This is a genomic window from Streptomyces sp. NPDC049915, from assembly GCF_040656475.1.
GTDB lineage: Bacteria > Actinomycetota > Actinomycetes > Streptomycetales > Streptomycetaceae > Streptomyces.
The window spans coordinates 43,812-60,573 of record NZ_JBFAMH010000007.1 but is presented as its reverse complement, the minus strand read 5'-3'; the positions used below and the strand labels follow the sequence as shown (position 1 = coordinate 60,573).

Below are 16,762 nucleotides of genomic sequence, written 5' to 3'. Positions count from 1 at the left end.
CCCGGCACCCGCGTCACTCGCACGCGACCCCGTCGCCGTCCCGGTCGAGGCGCGAGGAGTAGCCGGGGTCGCCCGCGTACAGCGGGGCCGCGCCGGCCGCCCGGGCCTCGCTGCAGTTGGCGTAGTACGCGCTCCCCCCGCCCGAGCCGGATCCCGAGTCCCCGCCGGAAGCCACGTCTTCCGCCGGCTCCGCCGTGACCGTCTTCGTCGCCGTCACCTTCACCGTCTCCGTGACCGTCACCGCCGGCTGGGGTTTCGCAGAGGCCGTCGGCGTCGGCGTCGCCGTAACCGTCGCCGTGGCGGTCACCGTGGTCGTCGGGGCGGGGCTCGCCGCCACCGGTTTGGCGTCCGGCGTCGTGCCGTCCTGCTCGCCGCTCGCGCCGATGCCGACGCCGAGGAACAGGGTCAGCAGCAGGGCCGGGACGGCGTAGCGCTTGCGCGCCCAGCGCGGGCGGGTCGGGGACGGCGTGGTGTACGGGTTCGTCATGCGGTCGCTCTCCGATGTGACAGTTGATCGTTTGACGAACCTAATGCAGCACCCTCGCTTGTGAAGGCGTTGTGGCCGTTTTGTGATGGGGGGCGGGCGGGGGCGTCCCGGGGCGCGTCCTCACACCGGCCCCGAAAAGCCCCTCGGATCCCTCACAGGCACCCCCCACCCCCGCTGAGGGCAGCGTTCCGCGCGGGAAACAGAGGTGAACCCACCGGGAAACACCCGCGCCGCACGCTCAATGGCATGACCTCGAAAACGCGTGTGGTGGTGATCGGCGCCGGGCTCGCGGGCGTACGTCTCGCCCAGCGGCTCGGTGAGCTGGGCGTGGCCGCCACGCTGGTCGGCGAGGAGGAGCACCGGCCCTACAACCGGGTGCTGCTCGCCGAGGTGCTGGCCGGGCGCTACAGCCCCGACGTGATCGCCCTCCCGGCGACCGCCGGCCTGGTCCGCGCCCGTGTCACCGGCATCGACCGGGCCGAGCGCACCGTGCGCTGCGCCGACGGCACCGAGATCGTCTACGACACGCTGGTGCTGGCCACCGGCTCCAACTCCGTGCTGCCGCCGCTGCGGGGGCTGTTCACCCCGGATCACGAACTTCCCGACGGCGTGCACGCCTTCCGCACCCTGGACGACTGCCTCGGGCTGTCCAAGGCCGTACGGCCCGGTGTGAAGGCCGTCGTCATCGGGGGCGGGCTCCTCGGCGTGTCCGCCGCCCGCGCGCTCGCCGTCCGCGGCGCGCAGGTCGTGCTCGCCCAGCAGGCAGAACGGCTCATGGAGCGCCAGCTCGACCCGAACGCGTCGGCGCTGGTCCACCGGCATCTGACCGGACTCGGTGTCGAGGTGCACACCGAGTGCCGGGTGCGTGACGTGCGCTGCGTCGGCGGCGCGGTGCGCTCCGTGGAGATGGCCGACGGGTTCGCCCTCGACGCCGAACTCGTCGTCCTCGCCTGCGGCGTGCACCCGCGCGTCGGGCTCGCCAAGGACGCCGGGATCGCCGTGCACAAGGGCGTCCTCGTCGACGACCGACTGCGCACGTCCGATCCCCGCGTCCACGCCCTCGGGGACTGCGCGCAGCACGACGGCAACCTTTACGGTCTTGCCGCTCCCGCTCTCGAACAGGCCGACGTCCTCGCGGAGGTGATCGCCGGGAACGGCGCCGCCCGCTACACCGGCACCCGTTCCCTGACCCGTCTGACCCTCGCCGGTCTCGACCTCGCCGCGTTCGGCGAGACCGTCGCGCTGCCCGGCGACGACGTCGTGCAGCTCGCCGACGCCACCCGCGGCACCTATCGCAAGGTCGTCGTCCGCGACGACCGCCTGGTCGGCGGGGTCCTCGTCGGCGAACTCGGCACCGTCGGCGCGCTCGCCCGCGCCTGGGAGGGAGCAGAGCCGCTCCCGACGAACGGCGGCCCGCTGCTCCACCTGCTCACCCATGACGGAGGCTCCTGATGTCCTCGGACACCACCCCGGACACCCCGGCCACCCCCACGGTCGCCACGGACACCCCCACGATCGTGCTCGTCGGCCACGGGATGGTCGGCCAGCGCTTCCTCGAAGCGCTCGCCGAGCGCGGGCTGACCGCCACCCACCGCGTGGTGGTGCTGTGCGAGGAGCCGCGCCCCGCCTACGACCGTGTCGCCCTCACCTCGTACTTCTCGGGCAGGACGCCCGAGGACCTGTCCATGACGGACATGGAGTTCATCAAGGACCACGGGATCGAGCTGTACATCGGGGATCCCGCCGAGAGCATCGACCGCACGGCCAGGAAGGTCACGGCGAAGTCCGGTCAGGTCTTCACCTACGACACCCTGGTCCTCGCCACCGGCTCCTACCCCTTCGTCCCGCCCGTCCCCGGCAAGGACGCCACCGGCTGTTTCGTCTACCGCACCATCGAGGACCTGCTCGCCATCGAGGAGTACGCGGGCGGCAAGGCGTCCACGGGCGCCGTCGTCGGCGGCGGGCTGCTCGGCCTGGAGGCCGCCGGAGCGCTCAAGGGCCTCGGCGTCGACACGCACATCGTGGAGTTCGCGCCGCGGCTGATGCCGGTGCAGGTCGACGACGGCGGTGGCGCGGCCCTGCTGCGCACCATCGAGGACATGGGACTGTCCGTGCACACCGGCGTGGGCACGCAGGAGATCCTCGCCGGTGACGACGGCGCGGTCACCGGCATGAAGCTGTCCGACGGGCGCGAGATCGCCACCGACATGGTGATCTTCTCCGCCGGTGTCCGGCCCCGCGACCAGCTCGCCCGCGACTGCGGCCTGACCGTCGGGGAGCGCGGCGGCATCACCGTCGACGCGCAGTGCCGTACCGTCACCGACCCGCACGTCTTCGCGATCGGCGAGTGCGCGCAGGCGGTGGACGGCCGGGTGTACGGGCTGGTCGCGCCGGGCTACGAGCAGGCCCAGACCGCGGCCGCGACCATCGCCGACGACGAGGCCGCCTTCACCGGCGCCGACCTGTCCACCAAGCTCAAGCTGCTCGGCGTCGACGTGGCGTCCTTCGGCGACGCGCACGGCACCAGCGAGGACTGCCTGGACGTCGTCTACTCCGACTCCCGCGCCGGCCTGTACAAGAAGCTGGTCATCGGCCGCGACGGCACCCTGCTGGGCGGCATCCTGGTCGGCGACGCGGAGGCGTACGGCACCCTGCGGGCGCTGACCGGCTCCGTCCCGCCCATCGCGCCGGAGTCCCTCGTCCTGCCCGCCGGCGCCGACTCGGGCGCCCAGCTCGGGCCCTCCGCGCTGCCCGACGACGCGATCATCTGCTCCTGCCACAACGTCACCAAGGGCGCCATCCGTGGTGCGGTCACCGAGCACCGGTGCACCACCGTGCCGGAGGTGAAGAAGTGCACCAAGGCCGGTACCGGCTGCGGAAGTTGCGTCAAGGTGCTCGGGCAGCTGGTCACCTCGGAGCTGGAGGCGTCGGGCGTCGAGGTCGACAAGGGCCTGTGCGGCTGCTTCTCCCAGACCCGTGAGGAGCTGTACGAGATCGTCCGCGCGCTGCGCATCGCCTCGTACCAGGAGCTCCTCGACCGCCACGGCCGTGACGGCGCCAGGGGCGGCGACGGCTGCGAGGTCTGCAAGCCGGCCGTCGGCTCGATCATCGCCTCCCTCGCCCCGGCGATCGGCGCGAGCGTGTACGTCCTCGACGGCGAACAGGCCGCGCTGCAGGACAGCAACGACCACTTCCTCGCCAACCTCCAGAAGAACGGCTCGTACTCCGTCGTACCCCGCATCCCCGGCGGTGAGATCACCCCGGAGAAGCTCATCGTGATCGGTGAGATCGCCCGGGACTTCGGGCTCTACACGAAGATCACCGGCGGGCAGCGGATCGACATGTTCGGCGCCCGCGTCGAGCAACTCCCGCTGATCTGGGCCCGCCTGGTGGACGCCGGCTTCGAGTCCGGGCACGCCTACGGCAAGGCGCTGCGCACCGTGAAGTCCTGCGTGGGCTCGACCTGGTGCCGCTACGGCGTGCAGGACTCCGTCCGCATGGCGATCGACCTGGAGCTGCGCTACCGGGGCCTGCGCTCCCCGCACAAGCTGAAGTCGGCCGTCTCCGGCTGCCAGCGCGAGTGCGCCGAGGCCCAGTCGAAGGACTTCGGCGTCATCGCCACGGCCAACGGCTGGAACCTGTACGTCGGCGGCAACGGCGGTGCGACCCCGCGCCACGCCGACCTGCTCGCGCAGGACCTGTCCGACGCCGAACTGGTGCGCCTGATCGACCGGTTCCTGATGTTCTACATCCGCACCGCCGACCGCCTGGAGCGCACGAGCACCTGGCTGGAGCGGATCCCGGGCGGCCTCGATCACGTACGGGACGTCGTCGTGCACGACTCGCTCGGCATCTGCGACGAGCTGGAGGCGCTGATGCGGGCACACGTCGCGAACTACCGCGACGAGTGGGCGGAGACCGTCAACGACCCCGAGAAGCTCGCCCGGTTCGTGTCCTTCGTGAACGCCCCGGACACCCCCGACCCGGTGGTCGCCTTCGTCCCCGAACGCGACCAGATCAAGCCCGACCTGCCGCTGCTGTCCATCGGCATGCGGCCCACCGCAGACCCGGCAGACGTCCTGGAAGGAAGCGCCCAGCGATGACCCTGGCACTCGAGACCACCGACCTGAAGGTCCAGCTCCAGCTCGCCGACGACTGGTTCACGGTGTGCGACCTGAGCGCCTTGATCCCGGGGCGCGGGGTGGCGGCGCTGCTGCCCGACGGCCGGCAGGTGGCCGTCTTCCAGGACCGCTCGGGCTCGCTGTACGCCCTGGACAACCGCGACCCGTTCACCGGCGCGGCGGTCCTCTCCCGCGGCCTGACCGGCACCGACCAGGGCCGCCCGTTCGTCGCCTCCCCGCTGCTCAAGCAGCGTTTCGACCTGGCGACGGGGGAGTGCCTGGACGACGAGACGGTCCGGGTGAGGGCCTACGAGGTCCGCGCCCGCTGACGCACGGCCCCGCGGTCTTCCGCAGGGGGTGGGGTAAACCGAACCCCCGGCTTCCGTGGCAGCACCCTCGTTCGGGACGCCTCCGGACGGGCTGCTGGACGCACCGCATCCAGCAGCCCGTCCGGAGGCATCCGTCATGGCTCTCGCGCACCGCTCCCACTCCGCCGACTCCGCCGCCGCCCACGTGTGGCGCATCGTCCGTGAACCGTTCACGGCCGCGTCCTGGCGGCGCACCGCCTACGCCGTGCTCGCCCTGCCCGTCGGCCTGGTCTGTGTGCCGCTCGCCCTGCTGGGCGCGCCCACCGGACGCCGGCAGCGGGAACTGCTGCGCCGCCTGCTCGGCGCCGACCTGCCCGCGGGCTCCCGCACGGGCCTGGCGCACGCCCTGCTGTCCCCCCCCGCTCAACCTGCTCGCCGCCGCCGTCACCTTCTACGGCTTCTCCCTCGTGCCGATGAACCTGCTCTGGCCGCTGCGCGCCGGTGACGACTACGCGAGCGCCTGGGGCGGGCCCACCTTCGCCGGGGCGTGGGCCTTCCACGCGGTCGTCGGCGGGATCGGCTTCCTGCTGCTGACGCCGTGGCTCGTGCGCGGGCTGACGGCGATGCAGCGCCGTCTGCCGCCGCGCTGCTCGGCTGGATTGGGCAGCTGCTCCAGCTGCGCGGCGTCGAGGTGGCCGCCGCGGTCGCCGACGCGGACGCGCTGCTCGCGGCGGTCGCCGCGCACGGCCCGGACGTCGCCGTCGTCGACATCCGGCTGCCGCCCACCCAGACCGACGAGGGGGTGCGGGCCGCCGTACGGCTGCGCGAGGAGCACCGCGGCACCGGGGTGCTGCTGTTCTCGCAGTACGTCGAGACGGCGCACGCGGCGCGGCTGCTGGGCGACCCGTCCGGCGTCGGGCTATCTGCTGAAGGAACGGGTCGTCGACATCGGCGAGTTCGTCGGCGCGCTGGAGCGGGTCGCGGCGGGCGGCACCGCGCTCGACCCGGAGGTGGTGGCGCAGCTGTTCGGCGCGAGCCGGCGCCGCAGCGCGCTGGACGCGCTCACCCCGCGCGAGCGGGAGGTGCTGGCGCTGATGGCCGAGGGCCGCACCAACCACGGCATCGCCACGGCCTTCACCGTCTCCGAGCGGGCGGTGGAGAAGCATGTCGCGAACATCTTCGGCAAGCTCGACCTGCCGCCCTCCGAGGCGGGCCACCGCCGGGTGCCGGCCGTGCTGCGCTACCTGGAGGACGCCGGCTGATCCCACCCCGGACACGCGCCGCAGTCAGCGCCGGCTGCCGCTCAGGTGGGCGAAGACGACCACGTTGCCCTGGTATCCGGTCGTGCGGGAGTAGCCGCCGCCGCAGGTGATCACGCGCAGCTCGGGGCGGTGGGCGGCGCCGTAGACCTTCTCGTCGGGGAAGTTCTCGGCCCGGTAGACGTCGACGGCGTCCACGGTGAACACCGCGGTGCCGCCGTCGCGCCGGTCCACCTCGATGGCGGCGCCCTTCTTCAGCGCGCCGAGGTCGTAGAAGACGGCGGGGCCGTCGGCGTTGTCGACGTGGCCGGCGACGATCGCGGTGCCGCGCTCGCCGGGGGTGGTGCCGGCCTCGTACCAGCCGGCCAGGTTCTTGCGGCCGGCGGGCGGGACGTCCAGGCTGCCGGCCGGGGTCAGGGACAGGCCCATCAGCGGGGCGTTCACGCGGATCGAGGGTATGCGGATCCGGTCGGGCGGGGACGGCGGCAGCGCGGGGGCGGCGGAGCCCTCGGAGCCCGGGTCGGCGGACGCCTCGGCGGCCGACGGCTGCGGCGGGGCGTGCCCGGCGGTGCCGCTGTGCAGCAGCCAGGCACCGGCGCACAGGGCGGCGGCGGTGACCGCCGCTATCGCGGTGTTGCCGACCCGACGCATGGGAACCCCTCTCGACGAAACGGCCTCGGAACGCTCGACGGCCGTGGAACGGACCGGCCGAACCACGACCGGGTGGACTACGGCGGGACAGGTCACGGCCTCCCGGAGGGACCGCCGCCCCGTGCCCCCCTCCGGGCCGCGAGGGGCGTCGGACCCGGAGGGGGAGGGGACCTGCGGTACCGGCGGACGGACAGCGGAGGGTGTCCGTCAGATCCCGTCGCCTCTCGCCCGGCGATGCAGGAGCCAGGTACCGCCCGCGGCGGCGACGGCGAGAGCCGCCACGCCTGCCGCGGTCTGTACGGGGTCGGGGCCCAGAGCGCCGCCGACCCCCGTCTTGACACTTCCGTGCGGCTGCAGCTGCCCGCGCTCGGGAGTCAGCGCCACCAGCAGGTCGCCCCGGACCACGCGGCCGCCCTCCGCGCACGTGGCGACGATCTCGTACGTCCCCGGCTGCGCGCTCGGCGGCACCCGGAACTGCCCGATCGCGTCGCCCTCGTGGGTGCTCGGCGCCAGCGTGAACCGGCCGGCGCCGACCGCGCCGGCGTCACCCGACGCCGCGCCGCCGTCGCCGCACGCCGCGGTGTTCACCGTGACGTCGGCGCCGGGTACCACGGTGGTCGGGTACACCTCGAGGCCGCCGGTGTCCGCCGCGTACCCGGGCGCGGCGAGTGCGCCCAGTGCGGTGGCGGCGAGCGCGGCAGCGGTCAGCACGCGGACGGTGCGTCGCATCGGTGCTCCTTCGAGCGGTCGGTTGCCCCTGCCCTTCCGAGGTAAGGCCCCGCACGCCGCGCCCGCTCCTCGAAACCCCGTCACATGTGCGGCGAACGGGTGCCCCGGCCGGCCGAAACGAGCCGTTCCCGACGCCGTTTCAGCAGGTCAGACGCGCCGGGCAGGGGCATGGAGAAGTGCACCCGATAGGCGTGACCCACCGGTGTGAACGGGTGGTGCCTCGCACTCCGGGTGTCACGACGGGGTCGACACGACCGCCGACCGGGGGCGCCGGTACAGGGCCGGACCCTCTCGGTCATGGGCATGGCGAAACCGTGGAGATGTGTGGTCTCATCTGGTGCCCGCATCCAAGACGATCTTCGGGAGCCCCCGCGTGCGCAAGCACCTTCTCGTGACCGCCCTTCTGGCCACCACCATGTTCCTGCCGAGCACCGGTGTCTCGAGCGCGGCCGACGCCCCCATCGTCACGGGAGCGGTGTTCAACAACCCCAAGGGCACGACGGCCGAGCAGAACGCCGTCAAGGACCACATCATCAAGGCGATCGACAACACCCAGCCGGGCCGCCTGATCCGCGCGAGCCTGTACGCGCTGAAGGACCAGGACTACGCCGACGCCCTGATCCGCGCCCACCAGCGCGGTGTCGACATCCGCGTCGTGCTGGACGCGGCGTACGCCGACTCCACCGCCGTCGCGAGCCTGAAGGCCGAGCTGGGCACCAGCATGTCGGCGACCTCCTGGGTGCACGTGTGCGGCAGCCAGGGCGCCTGCATCGCGACGGGCGGCACCAACCCGATCAACCACAACAAGTTCTTCACGTTCTCCCGCGTCGGCGACGCGGGCGTGGCCGAGGACGTGGTCATCCAGGCCTCCGCCAACCAGACCTCGGTGAACGTCGACAAGTACTTCAACAACGCCTACACGGTGGTCGGCAACACCGACCTGTACACCGCGTACGTGAACTACTTCAACGACCTCGCGGCGGAGAAGCGCACGAACAACTACTACACGACCGCCAAGGTCGGCACCGAGAAGTACTACTTCTTCCCGCAGTCCACCGGGGACGTCGTGGCCGACGTCCTCGACAACGTCTCCTGTACCGGCAACACCACCGTCGGCACCGCCACGCACAAGTCCATCGTGCGCGTGGCCGCCTTCGCCCTGCACCGTGACGCGGTCGTCCAGGCGCTGGTCGGCCTGGCCGGACAGGGCTGCTCGGTGCAGATCGTGTACGCCAACAGCAACGACGAGGCCGCCCTCAAGGGCCACGCCAACCTCTCGCTGAAGAAGCTGAACACCACCGACGGCTACCTGGTGCACTCCAAGTACCTCACCATCGAGGGCAACTACGCCGGCCACCCCGACACCAAGTGGACCTTCACCGGCTCGCACAACCTCGACGAGTCCTCCCTGCGGGACAACGACGAGGCACTGCTGCGGCTGGAGGGCGCCGCCCCGCACGACGCGTACGTGCAGAACTTCGACCTGCTCCGCTCCTACGCGACGACCGTCTCCTGAAGCGGAGAGGACAGGCGAACGCCGTACCGGTGAGGGCAGCCCCCTCGCCGGTACGGCGGCTCTCGCACAGGTCAGTTGACGTTGACGGCACTCCACGCCGCCGCCACCGCGTTGTACTCCGCGCTGCCCGCGCCGTAGAGGTCCTTCGCCGCGTTCAGGGTCGCCGTGCGCGCACCCGCGTAGTTCGTCGACGACGTCATGTAGACCGTCAGCGCGCGGTACCAGATCTTGCCGACCTTGTCCCGCCCGATCCCGGTGACGCTCGAGCCGTTGTACGTCGGCGAGTCGTAGCTCACGCCGTTGATGGTCTTCGCGCCGCTGCCCTCGGCGAGCAGGTACGCGAAGTGGTTGGCGACGCCCGAGGAGTAGTGCACGTCGAGGTTGCCGACCGTGCTGCTCCAGTAGTCCGCGGAGTTGCCGTCCTTGGACGGCTTGTCCATGAAGCGCAGGGCGGCCTTGCCGAAGCCGGACTTCACGATCTTCTCGCCGATGAGGTAGTCACCGGTGTCGGAGGAGTTGTTCGCGTACCACTCCACCATCGTGCCGAGGATGTCGGAGGTGGCCTCGTTGAGCCCGCCGGACTCGCCGGAGTAGGTCAGCGCGGCCGTCTTGGAGGTGACGCCGTGGGTCATCTCGTGCCCGGCGACGTCGAGGGCGACCAGCGGGCCGAACGTGGTGCCGTCGCCGTCGCCGTACGTCATGCAGAAGCAGCTGTCGTCCCAGAAGGCGTTGTTGTAGGCGTTGCCGTAGTGGACGCGGTTGTAGGAGCCCTTGCCGTCGCCGCCGATGCCGTTACGGCCGTGCACGTTCTTGTAGTAGTCCCAGGTCTCGTCGGTGCCGTACTGGGCGTCGACGGCGGCCGAGGCGCGGTCGGCGGTGGCGCCGGTGCCCCAGTGGTTGTCGGCGTCCGTGAAGACCGTCGAGGGCGCCCGGCTGAAGCAGATGTTGAGGAAGCACAGGTCGGTCTTGTTCGCCGCGTCACCGGTGTAGGTGTTGCCGCGGGTGGGGTCCTTGAGCTGGTACGACGAGCCCGACTGGGTCGTCTCCAGCGCGACCGTGCCGCTGTAGAGCGACTTGCCGTCGCCGCTGACGTGCTCCAGGCTGTCCCAGGCGTCGATCTGGGTGCCGCTGGTGGCGTCGGTGAGGACCGTGCGGGCCACCGGGTTGCCCTGGGCGTCCTGCGCGACGGCGTTGGTGCGCCAGGCCAGCTTCGGTGCGCCGTGCAGGGCGTCGACGACCAGCTCGGGCTTGGCGGTCAGCCGGCGCAGGGTCTCGCCGAGGTTCACCGCGCGCAGCGCGTTCGCGGCCAGGTCGGCGGCCTTGGGACCGGCGATCTTCGGGGTGACGCCCGACAGGGAGACGGTGGACTTCGTCGCCCGCGAGGCGCCGCGGTAGCTGCCGTCGGGGGCGAGGTGGACCACGAAGTCCCCGCCCAGTACGGGCAGTCCGTGGTAGGTGCGGTCGTACCGCACGTGCTGGGTGCCGTCCTTGTCCACGATCACGTCGCGGACCGTGGTCTTGACGGCGCCGGTCAGGCCGAGCGCGGTCGCGTGGGAGCGCAGCACGTCCGTGGCGTGGGCGATCGCGGTGGCCCGGGTCGGCCGGTCGGCCGCCTGCGCGGTGGGGGAGAGGGCGGCGGCCAGCAGGGCCGCGGTGGTGGCGGCCACGCCGGCGGCGGCGAGACGGGATCTGCGGGAGCTGCGGTGGGTGCGGGACTCCGGGTCGTGCTGCCGTATCCGACTCATCGGTCTCCTCGGAAAGGCGCCTTGGGGCGCGTGGGGGCGGCGCAGATGCTGACCCAGATTTAAGAGGCCCCCGACATGTCATGTCCATAGCGCGTACGGGGAGGTGTGTGAGGAGAGAGAATCGTTTCTGTGACCCTCCCGCCCCCGCCGCACCTCCCGTTCTTCGTCTACGGCACCCTGCGCCCGGGCGAGCCCAACCACGACCTGTTCCTGCGCGGTCGCACGGCGCGTGAGGAACCGGCGCGGATGTCCGGCCTGAAGCTCTACGACGGACCCGGCTACCCCTACGCCGTCGAGGAGAGCGGGGGAGCGGTGAGCGGCGAACTGGTGACGGCACGGCCGCAGGCCTACGGCGAACTGCTTCTCGCGCTCGATCAGTTGGAGAACTGCGTCCCGGGCGACCCGTGCAGCCTGTACGACCGCGTCGCACGGCCGGCCGTCCGGGACAGCGACGGCACCCCGGTCCGCGCGTGGGTGTACGTCGCCGCGCCCGCCGTCGCGGCACGACTGCGGGCGCGGGGGACGCCGATCGAGAGCGGCGACTGGCTCACCCGGAGGTGACCTGCGCGGCCCCGGCCGCCTCCAGCCGTACCGCGCACACCTTGAACTCGGGCATCCGCGACGTCGGGTCCAGGGCCGGGTTGGTCAGCGTGTTGGCGCGGCCCTCGCCCGGCCAGTGGAACGGCATGAACACCGTGTCCGGGCGGATCGCCGTCGTGATCCGGGCCGGCGCCACCGCCCGCCCGCGCCGCGACACCACGGTCACCGGGTCGCCCTCCGCCGCACCCAGCCGGGCCGCGAGCCGCGGATGCAGCTCCACGAAGGGCCCCGGTGCCGCCCGGTTCAGCTCCTCCACCCGGCGGGTCTGCGCGCCCGACTGGTACTGCGAGACCACCCGGCCCGTGGTGAGCAGCACCGGGTACTCCTCGTCCGGCTCCTCCGCCGCCGGCCGGTGCGACACCGGCACGAACCGGGCCCGGCCGTCGGGCGTCGCGAACCGGTCGAGGAACAGCCGCGGCGTGCCCGGATGCGGGCCGGGCGCCTCGCGGGCCGGGTCGTCGTCCTGAAGGGGCGCGTCGAGAACGGCGTCCTCACCGTCCTGAGGGTCCGGTCCGTCCCCGCCCGGCGCCGGACACGGCCAGAACACGCCGTCGCCCTCGGCCAGCCGCCGGTAGGTGATCCCCGCATAGTCGGCGGGCCCGCCCGCGCTCGCCCTGCGCAGCTCCTCGAAGACCTCCTCCGGGTCGGCCGGGAAACCCTTCTCCACCCCGAAGCGCACGGCCAGTTCGTGCAACACCTCCAGGTCGCTGCGCACCCCCTCGGGCGGTGTGAGCGCCTGCCGGCGCAGCAGCACCCTGCCCTCCAGGTTCGTCGTCGTCCCGGTCTCCTCGGCCCACTGCGTCACCGGCAGCACGACGTCCGCGAGGGCCGCCGTCTCCGACAGCACGACGTCGCACACGGCGAGGAAGTCCAGCGACCGCAGCCGCTCCTCGATGTGCGCGGCACGCGGCGCCGACACCACCGGGTTGGAGCCCATCAGCAGCAGGGCGCGAATGTCGGTGCCGAGCGCGTCCAGCAGCTCATAGGCGCTGCGCCCCGGCCCCGGCAGCGTGTCCGGATCCACGCCCCACACCGCGGCCACGTGCCGCCGGGCCGCCGGATCGTCCAGCTTGCGGTAGCCGGGCAACTGGTCGGCTTTCTGGCCGTGTTCGCGCCCGCCCTGCCCGTTGCCCTGCCCGGTCAGACACCCGTACCCGGACAGCGGCCGCCCCGCCCGCCCCGTCGCCAGGCACAGGTTGATCCACGCGCCCACCGTGTCCGTCCCCTTGGACTGCTGCTCCGGGCCGCGCGCGGTGAGCACCATCGCCGCCTCGGGCTCGCAGAACATCCGCACCGCCTCGCGCAGCTCCGGAACGGACACCCCCGTGATCCGCTCCACGTACTCCGGCCAGTGCGCCATCGCCCCCGCCCGCGCCTCCTCCCAGCCCGAGGTGCGCTCCCGGACGTACGCCTCGTCGACGCGGCCCTCGGCGACGACCAGGTGCAGCAGGCCCAGCGCCAGCGCCAGGTCGGTGCCCGGCCGGGGCGCCAGATGCAGGTCGGCCTGCTCGGCCGTCCGCGTCCGCCGCGGGTCGACGACGATCAGCGTGCCGCCGTTCTCCCGCAGTTCCTGGAAGTAGCGCAGCGCCGGTGGCATGGTCTCGGCGAGATTGGAGCCGACCAGGATCACACAGCCGGTCTTCGGGATGTCCTCCAGCGGGAACGGCAGCCCCCGGTCCAGACCGAACGCCTTCATGCCCGCAGCCGCGGCCGACGACATGCAAAAACGCCCGTTGTAGTCGATCTGGGACGTCCCGAGCACCACCCGCGCGAACTTGCCCAGGGTGTACGCCTTCTCGTTCGTCAGGCCGCCCCCGCCGAACACGCCCACCGCGTCCGGACCGCTCTGCACGCGCGCGTGGCGCAGCCCCCCGGCGATCCGGTCCAGCGCCTCCTCCCAGGACGCCGGCACCAGCGTGCCCTCGGCGGAGCGCACCAGCGGCGAGGTCAGGCGGACGCTCGACGCCAGCACGGCCGGCGCGGTACGTCCCTTGCCGCACAGCGCGCCCCGGTTCACCGGGAAGTCCGCGCGCTCCGTCACCTCCACCGTCCCCTGCGGGGTGGGCGTCAGATTCATCCCGCACTGCAGCGCGCAGTACGGGCAGTGCGTGGGCGTCGCGGTGTTCTGCATGCCCCTCAGCCTGCGTCGGCCGTGTTACGGGTCCGCACGGCATGGTGTTACACGGCCGGGACGGCGACCTCCCCGCGGCCGGCGGGGCACGGTGAGGCGAGGGTCAGCGCCTGCTCGCCAGCGCCCGCGCCACGCCGGGCTCCTTGGGGCCGAGGAAGCGCGGATCGGGCCGGAAGAGGGCGTCCAGCGCCGCCTTGCCGGCCGCCAAGACCTCCCGGGTCCCGCCGTAGTACCAGGTCACGTCGTGCCACTCGTCCACGCCGACGCCGTACGACGTCACCCCCGCCGCCTCGCACAGTGCCACCGCACGCCGGATGTGGAAGCCCTGGCTGATCAGCACGGCCCGGTCCACCCCGAAGATCTTCCTGGCCCGCACGCAGGAGTCCCAGGTGTCGAACCCCGCGTAGTCGCTGACGATCCGCTCGGTCGGCACACCGTGCTTGCGCAGATACGTCCGCATGGCGTCCGGCTCGTCGTAGTCGGCGCGGCTGTTGTCCCCGGTCACCAGCACGACCTCGATGCGCCCCGCCCGGTACAGGGCGGCCGCCGCGTCCAGCCGGTGCGCCAGATACGGCGACGGCTCCCCGTCCCACAGACCCGCGCCGAAGACGACGGCGACCTCGGTGTGCGGCACGTCGGCCGCACCGCGCAGCCGGTCGCCGGTGACGGCGTACATCCAGGTCGCGGGGGACAGCGCCAGCACGCACAGGGCCATCACCGCCTGCACCAGCCGGCGCTGTCCGGTACGCGTGCGTGGCAGTCTCCAACGGCGCATCGCTTCTTGTGCCCCCTCCTGATCGGTCCCGATGCATCAGGACGCGCCGCCACCCGGTCCGGTTCGCTCACACCGCGCACGGGCCCGCGGTGAGCCCCAGGAAAAGACAGCCGTCACGGTCACGCAACGGCGACGCAACCTCACGACGCCAGGATCCTTCCATGACGGCGTCGAACCCTTCCCGCGACGAAGCCCACCTCGACAGCACCGCGCAGCACCTGATGAGCGCGATCAGCACCGAGCTGACCGGCCGGCTCCGCCTGGTCCGCCCCGACGGCCGACGCCGTCCCGCCGCACCCGCCCTGGTCCTCGTGGCCCACGGCAGCCGCGACCCGCGCGCCCTGAGCACCGTCCGCACCCTCCTGGAGCGCGTCCGCGAACTGCGCCCCGCGCTGCCCGTGCACCTCGGCCACATCGAGCTCAACGCCCCCCTGCTCTCCGACACCCTCACCGCCCTGGGCGACACCGAGGCGGTCCTGGTCCCGCTGCTGCTCAGCCGCGGCTACCACGTCAAGCGCGACATCCCCGACCTGGTGGCCGCCTCCCGGGTACGCGCACGCGTGGCCGCACCACTGGGCCCCCACCCGCTCCTGGTGGAAACCCTGTACGCCCGCCTCACCGAGGCCGGCTGGCCGGTGCGGATGACGGATTCCGAGCGCCGCGCGAGCGCCGTGGTCCTGGCCGCCGCCGGCTCCCGCGACCCCGACTCCGCAGCGGACACCCGCCGCACGGCCCACCTCCTCGCCGACCGCCTGGGCGTTCCTGTCGTCCCGGCTTACGCCTCGGCGGCGACCCCGACGGTGGAGACGGCGATCCGGGCACTCACGGCAAGAGGCCGCCACCGCATAGCGGTCGCCTCCTGCTTCACGGCCCCCGGCCGCTTCGCGACCCAGTGCGCGAAGGCCACGCCGTGGATGGCGACAAAGCCCTTGGGAGCCCACCCGGCGATGGCCCGCCTGATCCTCAGCAGATACGACCAGGCACTGGCAACGCGGGTGAGCACAGCAGCCTGAGGGGCGCGGGGAACTGCGCGACCGGCCACGGACAACCCGCACCCGCACGAAAACAGAACTCGGCAGACGCGTAGGCGCACGTTTGTCACACCCCCCGCTTACTGTCGAACCATGCCGTACGACGCGCAGGACACCGAACGATGGGCTCCCGAACCCGAAAAACGCCCCGGCCGCACGGCGTTCCAACGCGACCGGGCCCGAGTCCTGCACAGCTCGGCACTGCGCAGGCTCGCCGGCAAAACCCAGGTCGTCACGCCGGGCGAGCGCAGCGCGTCCGCCTGGGACGCCAGCCCCCGCACCCGCCTCACCCACTCCCTGGAGTGCGCCCAGGTGGGCCGAGAGCTCGGCGCGGCCCTCGGCTGCGACCCGGACCTCGTGGAGGCGGCCTGCCTCTCGCACGACCTCGGCCACCCGCCCTTCGGCCACAACGGCGAACAGGCGCTGAACGAGTTCGCGCAGGACTGCGGCGGCTTCGAGGGCAACGCTCAGTCCCTCAGGCTCCTCACCCGCATCGAGCCCAAGCGGTTCACCGAGGAGGGCTCCGTCGGCCTCAACCTCACCCGCGCCGCCCTGGACGCCGCCACCAAGTACCCCTGGCCGCGCGGCGCCCACCCCACCGACCCGTCGTCGGGGAAGTTCGGCGTGTACGAGGACGACCGCCCGGTCTTCGACTGGGTCCGCAAGGAGGCCCCCGGCACGCGCGCGTGCTTCGAGGCGCAGGTCATGGACTGGTCCGACGACGTCGCCTACTCGGTGCACGACGTGGAGGACGGACTGCACGCCGGCCACATCGACCCCGTCTGCCTGCACGCCGAGCCCGAGCGGCGGGACGTCTTCCAGGTCGCGATCGGCCGGTACGTGCCCGCGCACACCGACCCCGGGGAACTGGCGGCCGCCCTGGACCGGCTTCTGGACGAGGAGTGGTGGCCGCACGGCTACGACGGCTCGGCCGTCGCGCAGGCCCGGCTGAAGGACGCCACCAGCCAGCTCATCGGCCGGTTCTGCCTGGCCGCCGAGGCCGCCACCCGGGAGGCGTACGGCGGCGGACGGATCACCCGGTACGCCGCCGAGCTGGTCGTCCCGTGGGAGACCCGGCTGGAGTGCGCGGTGCTGAAGGCGGTCGCCGACCGGTACGTCATGCAGCGCGACGAGCAGGAGCGGCTGCGCGCCGACCAGCGCGTCGTCGTCCTGGAACTGGCCGCCGCACTCACCGCCCGCGCCCCCGAAGGCCTGGACCCGCAGTTCCGCGCCCTGTTCGACAAGGCCGGCGACGACCGGTCACGCAAACGGGTGATCGTCGACCAGATCGCCTCGCTCACCGACGCCTCGGCTCGTTCCCTTCACGCCAGGCTGACAAGACAGGCGTGACACTGGAGACGCATGTGCCCTGAACACGCATCCGGACGCAACCCAATGTGACCCTCCGT

General features: G+C 72.6%; 14 protein-coding genes and 1 pseudogene. 9 read left to right on the top strand and 6 right to left on the bottom strand.

Annotated features, from left to right (window positions below; translation table 11 throughout):
- Positions 1 to 13 precede the first annotated feature (13 nt).
- Positions 14 to 487: an excalibur calcium-binding domain-containing protein gene (locus tag AB0J12_RS14600; protein WP_363264637.1), complete on the bottom strand. Its 474-nt coding sequence runs from the start codon at positions 485 to 487 to the stop codon at positions 14 to 16.
- A gap of 246 nt (positions 488 to 733) precedes the next feature.
- Here AB0J12_RS14600 and AB0J12_RS14595 point away from each other — a divergent pair, with 246 nt between their 5' ends.
- The 5 genes and pseudogenes from AB0J12_RS14595 (at position 734) to AB0J12_RS14575 (ending at position 6,178) form a co-directional block, all read left to right on the top strand.
- On the top strand, positions 734 to 1,939 hold the full coding sequence (locus AB0J12_RS14595; protein ID WP_363264636.1) for an FAD-dependent oxidoreductase: 1,206 nt from the start codon (positions 734 to 736) through the stop codon (positions 1,937 to 1,939).
- On the top strand, positions 1,939 to 4,590 hold the full coding sequence (nirB, locus tag AB0J12_RS14590; protein WP_363264635.1) for a nitrite reductase large subunit NirB: 2,652 nt from the start codon (positions 1,939 to 1,941) through the stop codon (positions 4,588 to 4,590). Before AB0J12_RS14595 ends, nirB begins: the two co-directional genes overlap by 1 nt.
- Positions 4,587 to 4,937, top strand: coding sequence for a nitrite reductase small subunit NirD (gene nirD, locus AB0J12_RS14585; protein WP_363264634.1), 351 nt, complete (start codon positions 4,587 to 4,589; stop codon positions 4,935 to 4,937). Before nirB ends, nirD begins: the two co-directional genes overlap by 4 nt.
- Before the next feature lie 136 nt (positions 4,938 to 5,073).
- On the top strand, positions 5,074 to 5,421 hold the full coding sequence (locus AB0J12_RS14580) for a hypothetical protein (RefSeq protein WP_363264633.1): 348 nt from the start codon (positions 5,074 to 5,076) through the stop codon (positions 5,419 to 5,421).
- 153 nt (positions 5,422 to 5,574) lie between these two features.
- Positions 5,575 to 6,178: pseudogene (locus AB0J12_RS14575) on the top strand (response regulator transcription factor).
- A gap of 24 nt (positions 6,179 to 6,202) precedes the next feature.
- On the opposite strand, the gene AB0J12_RS14570 reads toward AB0J12_RS14575, so the two are convergent.
- Both AB0J12_RS14570 and AB0J12_RS14565 read right to left on the bottom strand, forming a co-directional pair.
- Positions 6,203 to 6,826, bottom strand: coding sequence for a class F sortase (locus tag AB0J12_RS14570; RefSeq protein WP_363264632.1), 624 nt, complete (start codon positions 6,824 to 6,826; stop codon positions 6,203 to 6,205).
- Between the two features lie 207 nt (positions 6,827 to 7,033).
- Complete coding sequence (locus AB0J12_RS14565) at positions 7,034 to 7,555, bottom strand: hypothetical protein (RefSeq protein ID WP_363264631.1); 522 nt, start codon at positions 7,553 to 7,555, stop codon at positions 7,034 to 7,036.
- Between the two features lie 373 nt (positions 7,556 to 7,928).
- Between AB0J12_RS14565 and AB0J12_RS14560 the strand changes: the two genes are divergently transcribed.
- Entirely contained in the window at positions 7,929 to 9,071 is a 1,143-nt protein-coding gene (locus tag AB0J12_RS14560; RefSeq protein WP_363264630.1) for a phospholipase D-like domain-containing protein, read from the top strand.
- Positions 9,072 to 9,142: 71 nt separating this feature from the next.
- Here AB0J12_RS14560 and AB0J12_RS14555 read toward each other — a convergent pair whose 3' ends face one another.
- A complete protein-coding gene (locus AB0J12_RS14555) occupies positions 9,143 to 10,816 on the bottom strand; it encodes a M4 family metallopeptidase (protein ID WP_363264629.1) in 1,674 nt (557 codons plus the stop codon).
- A 129-nt stretch (positions 10,817 to 10,945) separates the two neighbouring features.
- Between AB0J12_RS14555 and AB0J12_RS14550 the strand changes: the two genes are divergently transcribed.
- On the top strand, positions 10,946 to 11,377 hold the full coding sequence (locus AB0J12_RS14550) for a gamma-glutamylcyclotransferase family protein (RefSeq protein ID WP_363264628.1): 432 nt from the start codon (positions 10,946 to 10,948) through the stop codon (positions 11,375 to 11,377).
- Here AB0J12_RS14550 and AB0J12_RS14545 read toward each other — a convergent pair.
- Together AB0J12_RS14545 and AB0J12_RS14540 are read right to left on the bottom strand one after the other, a co-directional pair.
- Positions 11,364 to 13,547 carry a molybdopterin oxidoreductase family protein gene (locus tag AB0J12_RS14545; RefSeq protein WP_363264627.1) on the bottom strand — a complete coding sequence of 728 codons (2,184 nt, stop codon included), beginning with the start codon at positions 13,545 to 13,547 and terminating at the stop codon, positions 11,364 to 11,366. The two genes, AB0J12_RS14550 and AB0J12_RS14545, sit on opposite strands and share 14 nt — an antisense overlap.
- Before the next feature lie 103 nt (positions 13,548 to 13,650).
- Entirely contained in the window at positions 13,651 to 14,322 is a 672-nt protein-coding gene (locus tag AB0J12_RS14540; protein ID WP_363264626.1) for an ElyC/SanA/YdcF family protein, read from the bottom strand.
- A 161-nt stretch (positions 14,323 to 14,483) separates the two neighbouring features.
- Between AB0J12_RS14540 and AB0J12_RS14535 the strand changes: the two genes are divergently transcribed.
- Complete coding sequence (locus tag AB0J12_RS14535; protein ID WP_363264625.1) at positions 14,484 to 15,335, top strand: sirohydrochlorin chelatase; 852 nt, start codon at positions 14,484 to 14,486, stop codon at positions 15,333 to 15,335.
- A 111-nt stretch (positions 15,336 to 15,446) separates the two neighbouring features.
- Positions 15,447 to 16,703, top strand: a complete 1,257-nt coding sequence (locus tag AB0J12_RS14530) for a deoxyguanosinetriphosphate triphosphohydrolase (protein ID WP_363264624.1) — start codon at positions 15,447 to 15,449, stop codon at positions 16,701 to 16,703.
- The last annotated feature ends 59 nt before the right edge of the window (positions 16,704 to 16,762 follow it).

Excerpts from the sequence above, each read along its gene's own strand:
- AB0J12_RS14600 (WP_363264637.1), bottom strand. The coding sequence starts at position 487 with ATGACGAACCCGTACACCACGCCGTCCCCGACCCGCCCGCGCTGGGCG.
- AB0J12_RS14545 (WP_363264627.1), bottom strand. The coding sequence starts at position 13,547 with ATGCAGAACACCGCGACGCCCACGCACTGCCCGTACTGCGCGCTGCAG.
- AB0J12_RS14570 (WP_363264632.1), bottom strand. The coding sequence starts at position 6,826 with ATGCGTCGGGTCGGCAACACCGCGATAGCGGCGGTCACCGCCGCCGCC.
- nirD (WP_363264634.1), top strand. The coding sequence starts at position 4,587 with ATGACCCTGGCACTCGAGACCACCGACCTGAAGGTCCAGCTCCAGCTC.
- AB0J12_RS14555 (WP_363264629.1), bottom strand. The coding sequence starts at position 10,816 with ATGAGTCGGATACGGCAGCACGACCCGGAGTCCCGCACCCACCGCAGC.
- AB0J12_RS14530 (WP_363264624.1), top strand. The coding sequence starts at position 15,447 with ATGCCGTACGACGCGCAGGACACCGAACGATGGGCTCCCGAACCCGAA.
- AB0J12_RS14580 (WP_363264633.1), top strand. The coding sequence starts at position 5,074 with ATGGCTCTCGCGCACCGCTCCCACTCCGCCGACTCCGCCGCCGCCCAC.
- AB0J12_RS14565 (WP_363264631.1), bottom strand. The coding sequence starts at position 7,555 with ATGCGACGCACCGTCCGCGTGCTGACCGCTGCCGCGCTCGCCGCCACC.
- AB0J12_RS14595 (WP_363264636.1), top strand. The coding sequence starts at position 734 with ATGACCTCGAAAACGCGTGTGGTGGTGATCGGCGCCGGGCTCGCGGGC.
- nirB (WP_363264635.1), top strand. The coding sequence starts at position 1,939 with ATGTCCTCGGACACCACCCCGGACACCCCGGCCACCCCCACGGTCGCC.
- AB0J12_RS14540 (WP_363264626.1), bottom strand. The coding sequence starts at position 14,322 with ATGCGCCGTTGGAGACTGCCACGCACGCGTACCGGACAGCGCCGGCTG.
- AB0J12_RS14535 (WP_363264625.1), top strand. The coding sequence starts at position 14,484 with ATGACGGCGTCGAACCCTTCCCGCGACGAAGCCCACCTCGACAGCACC.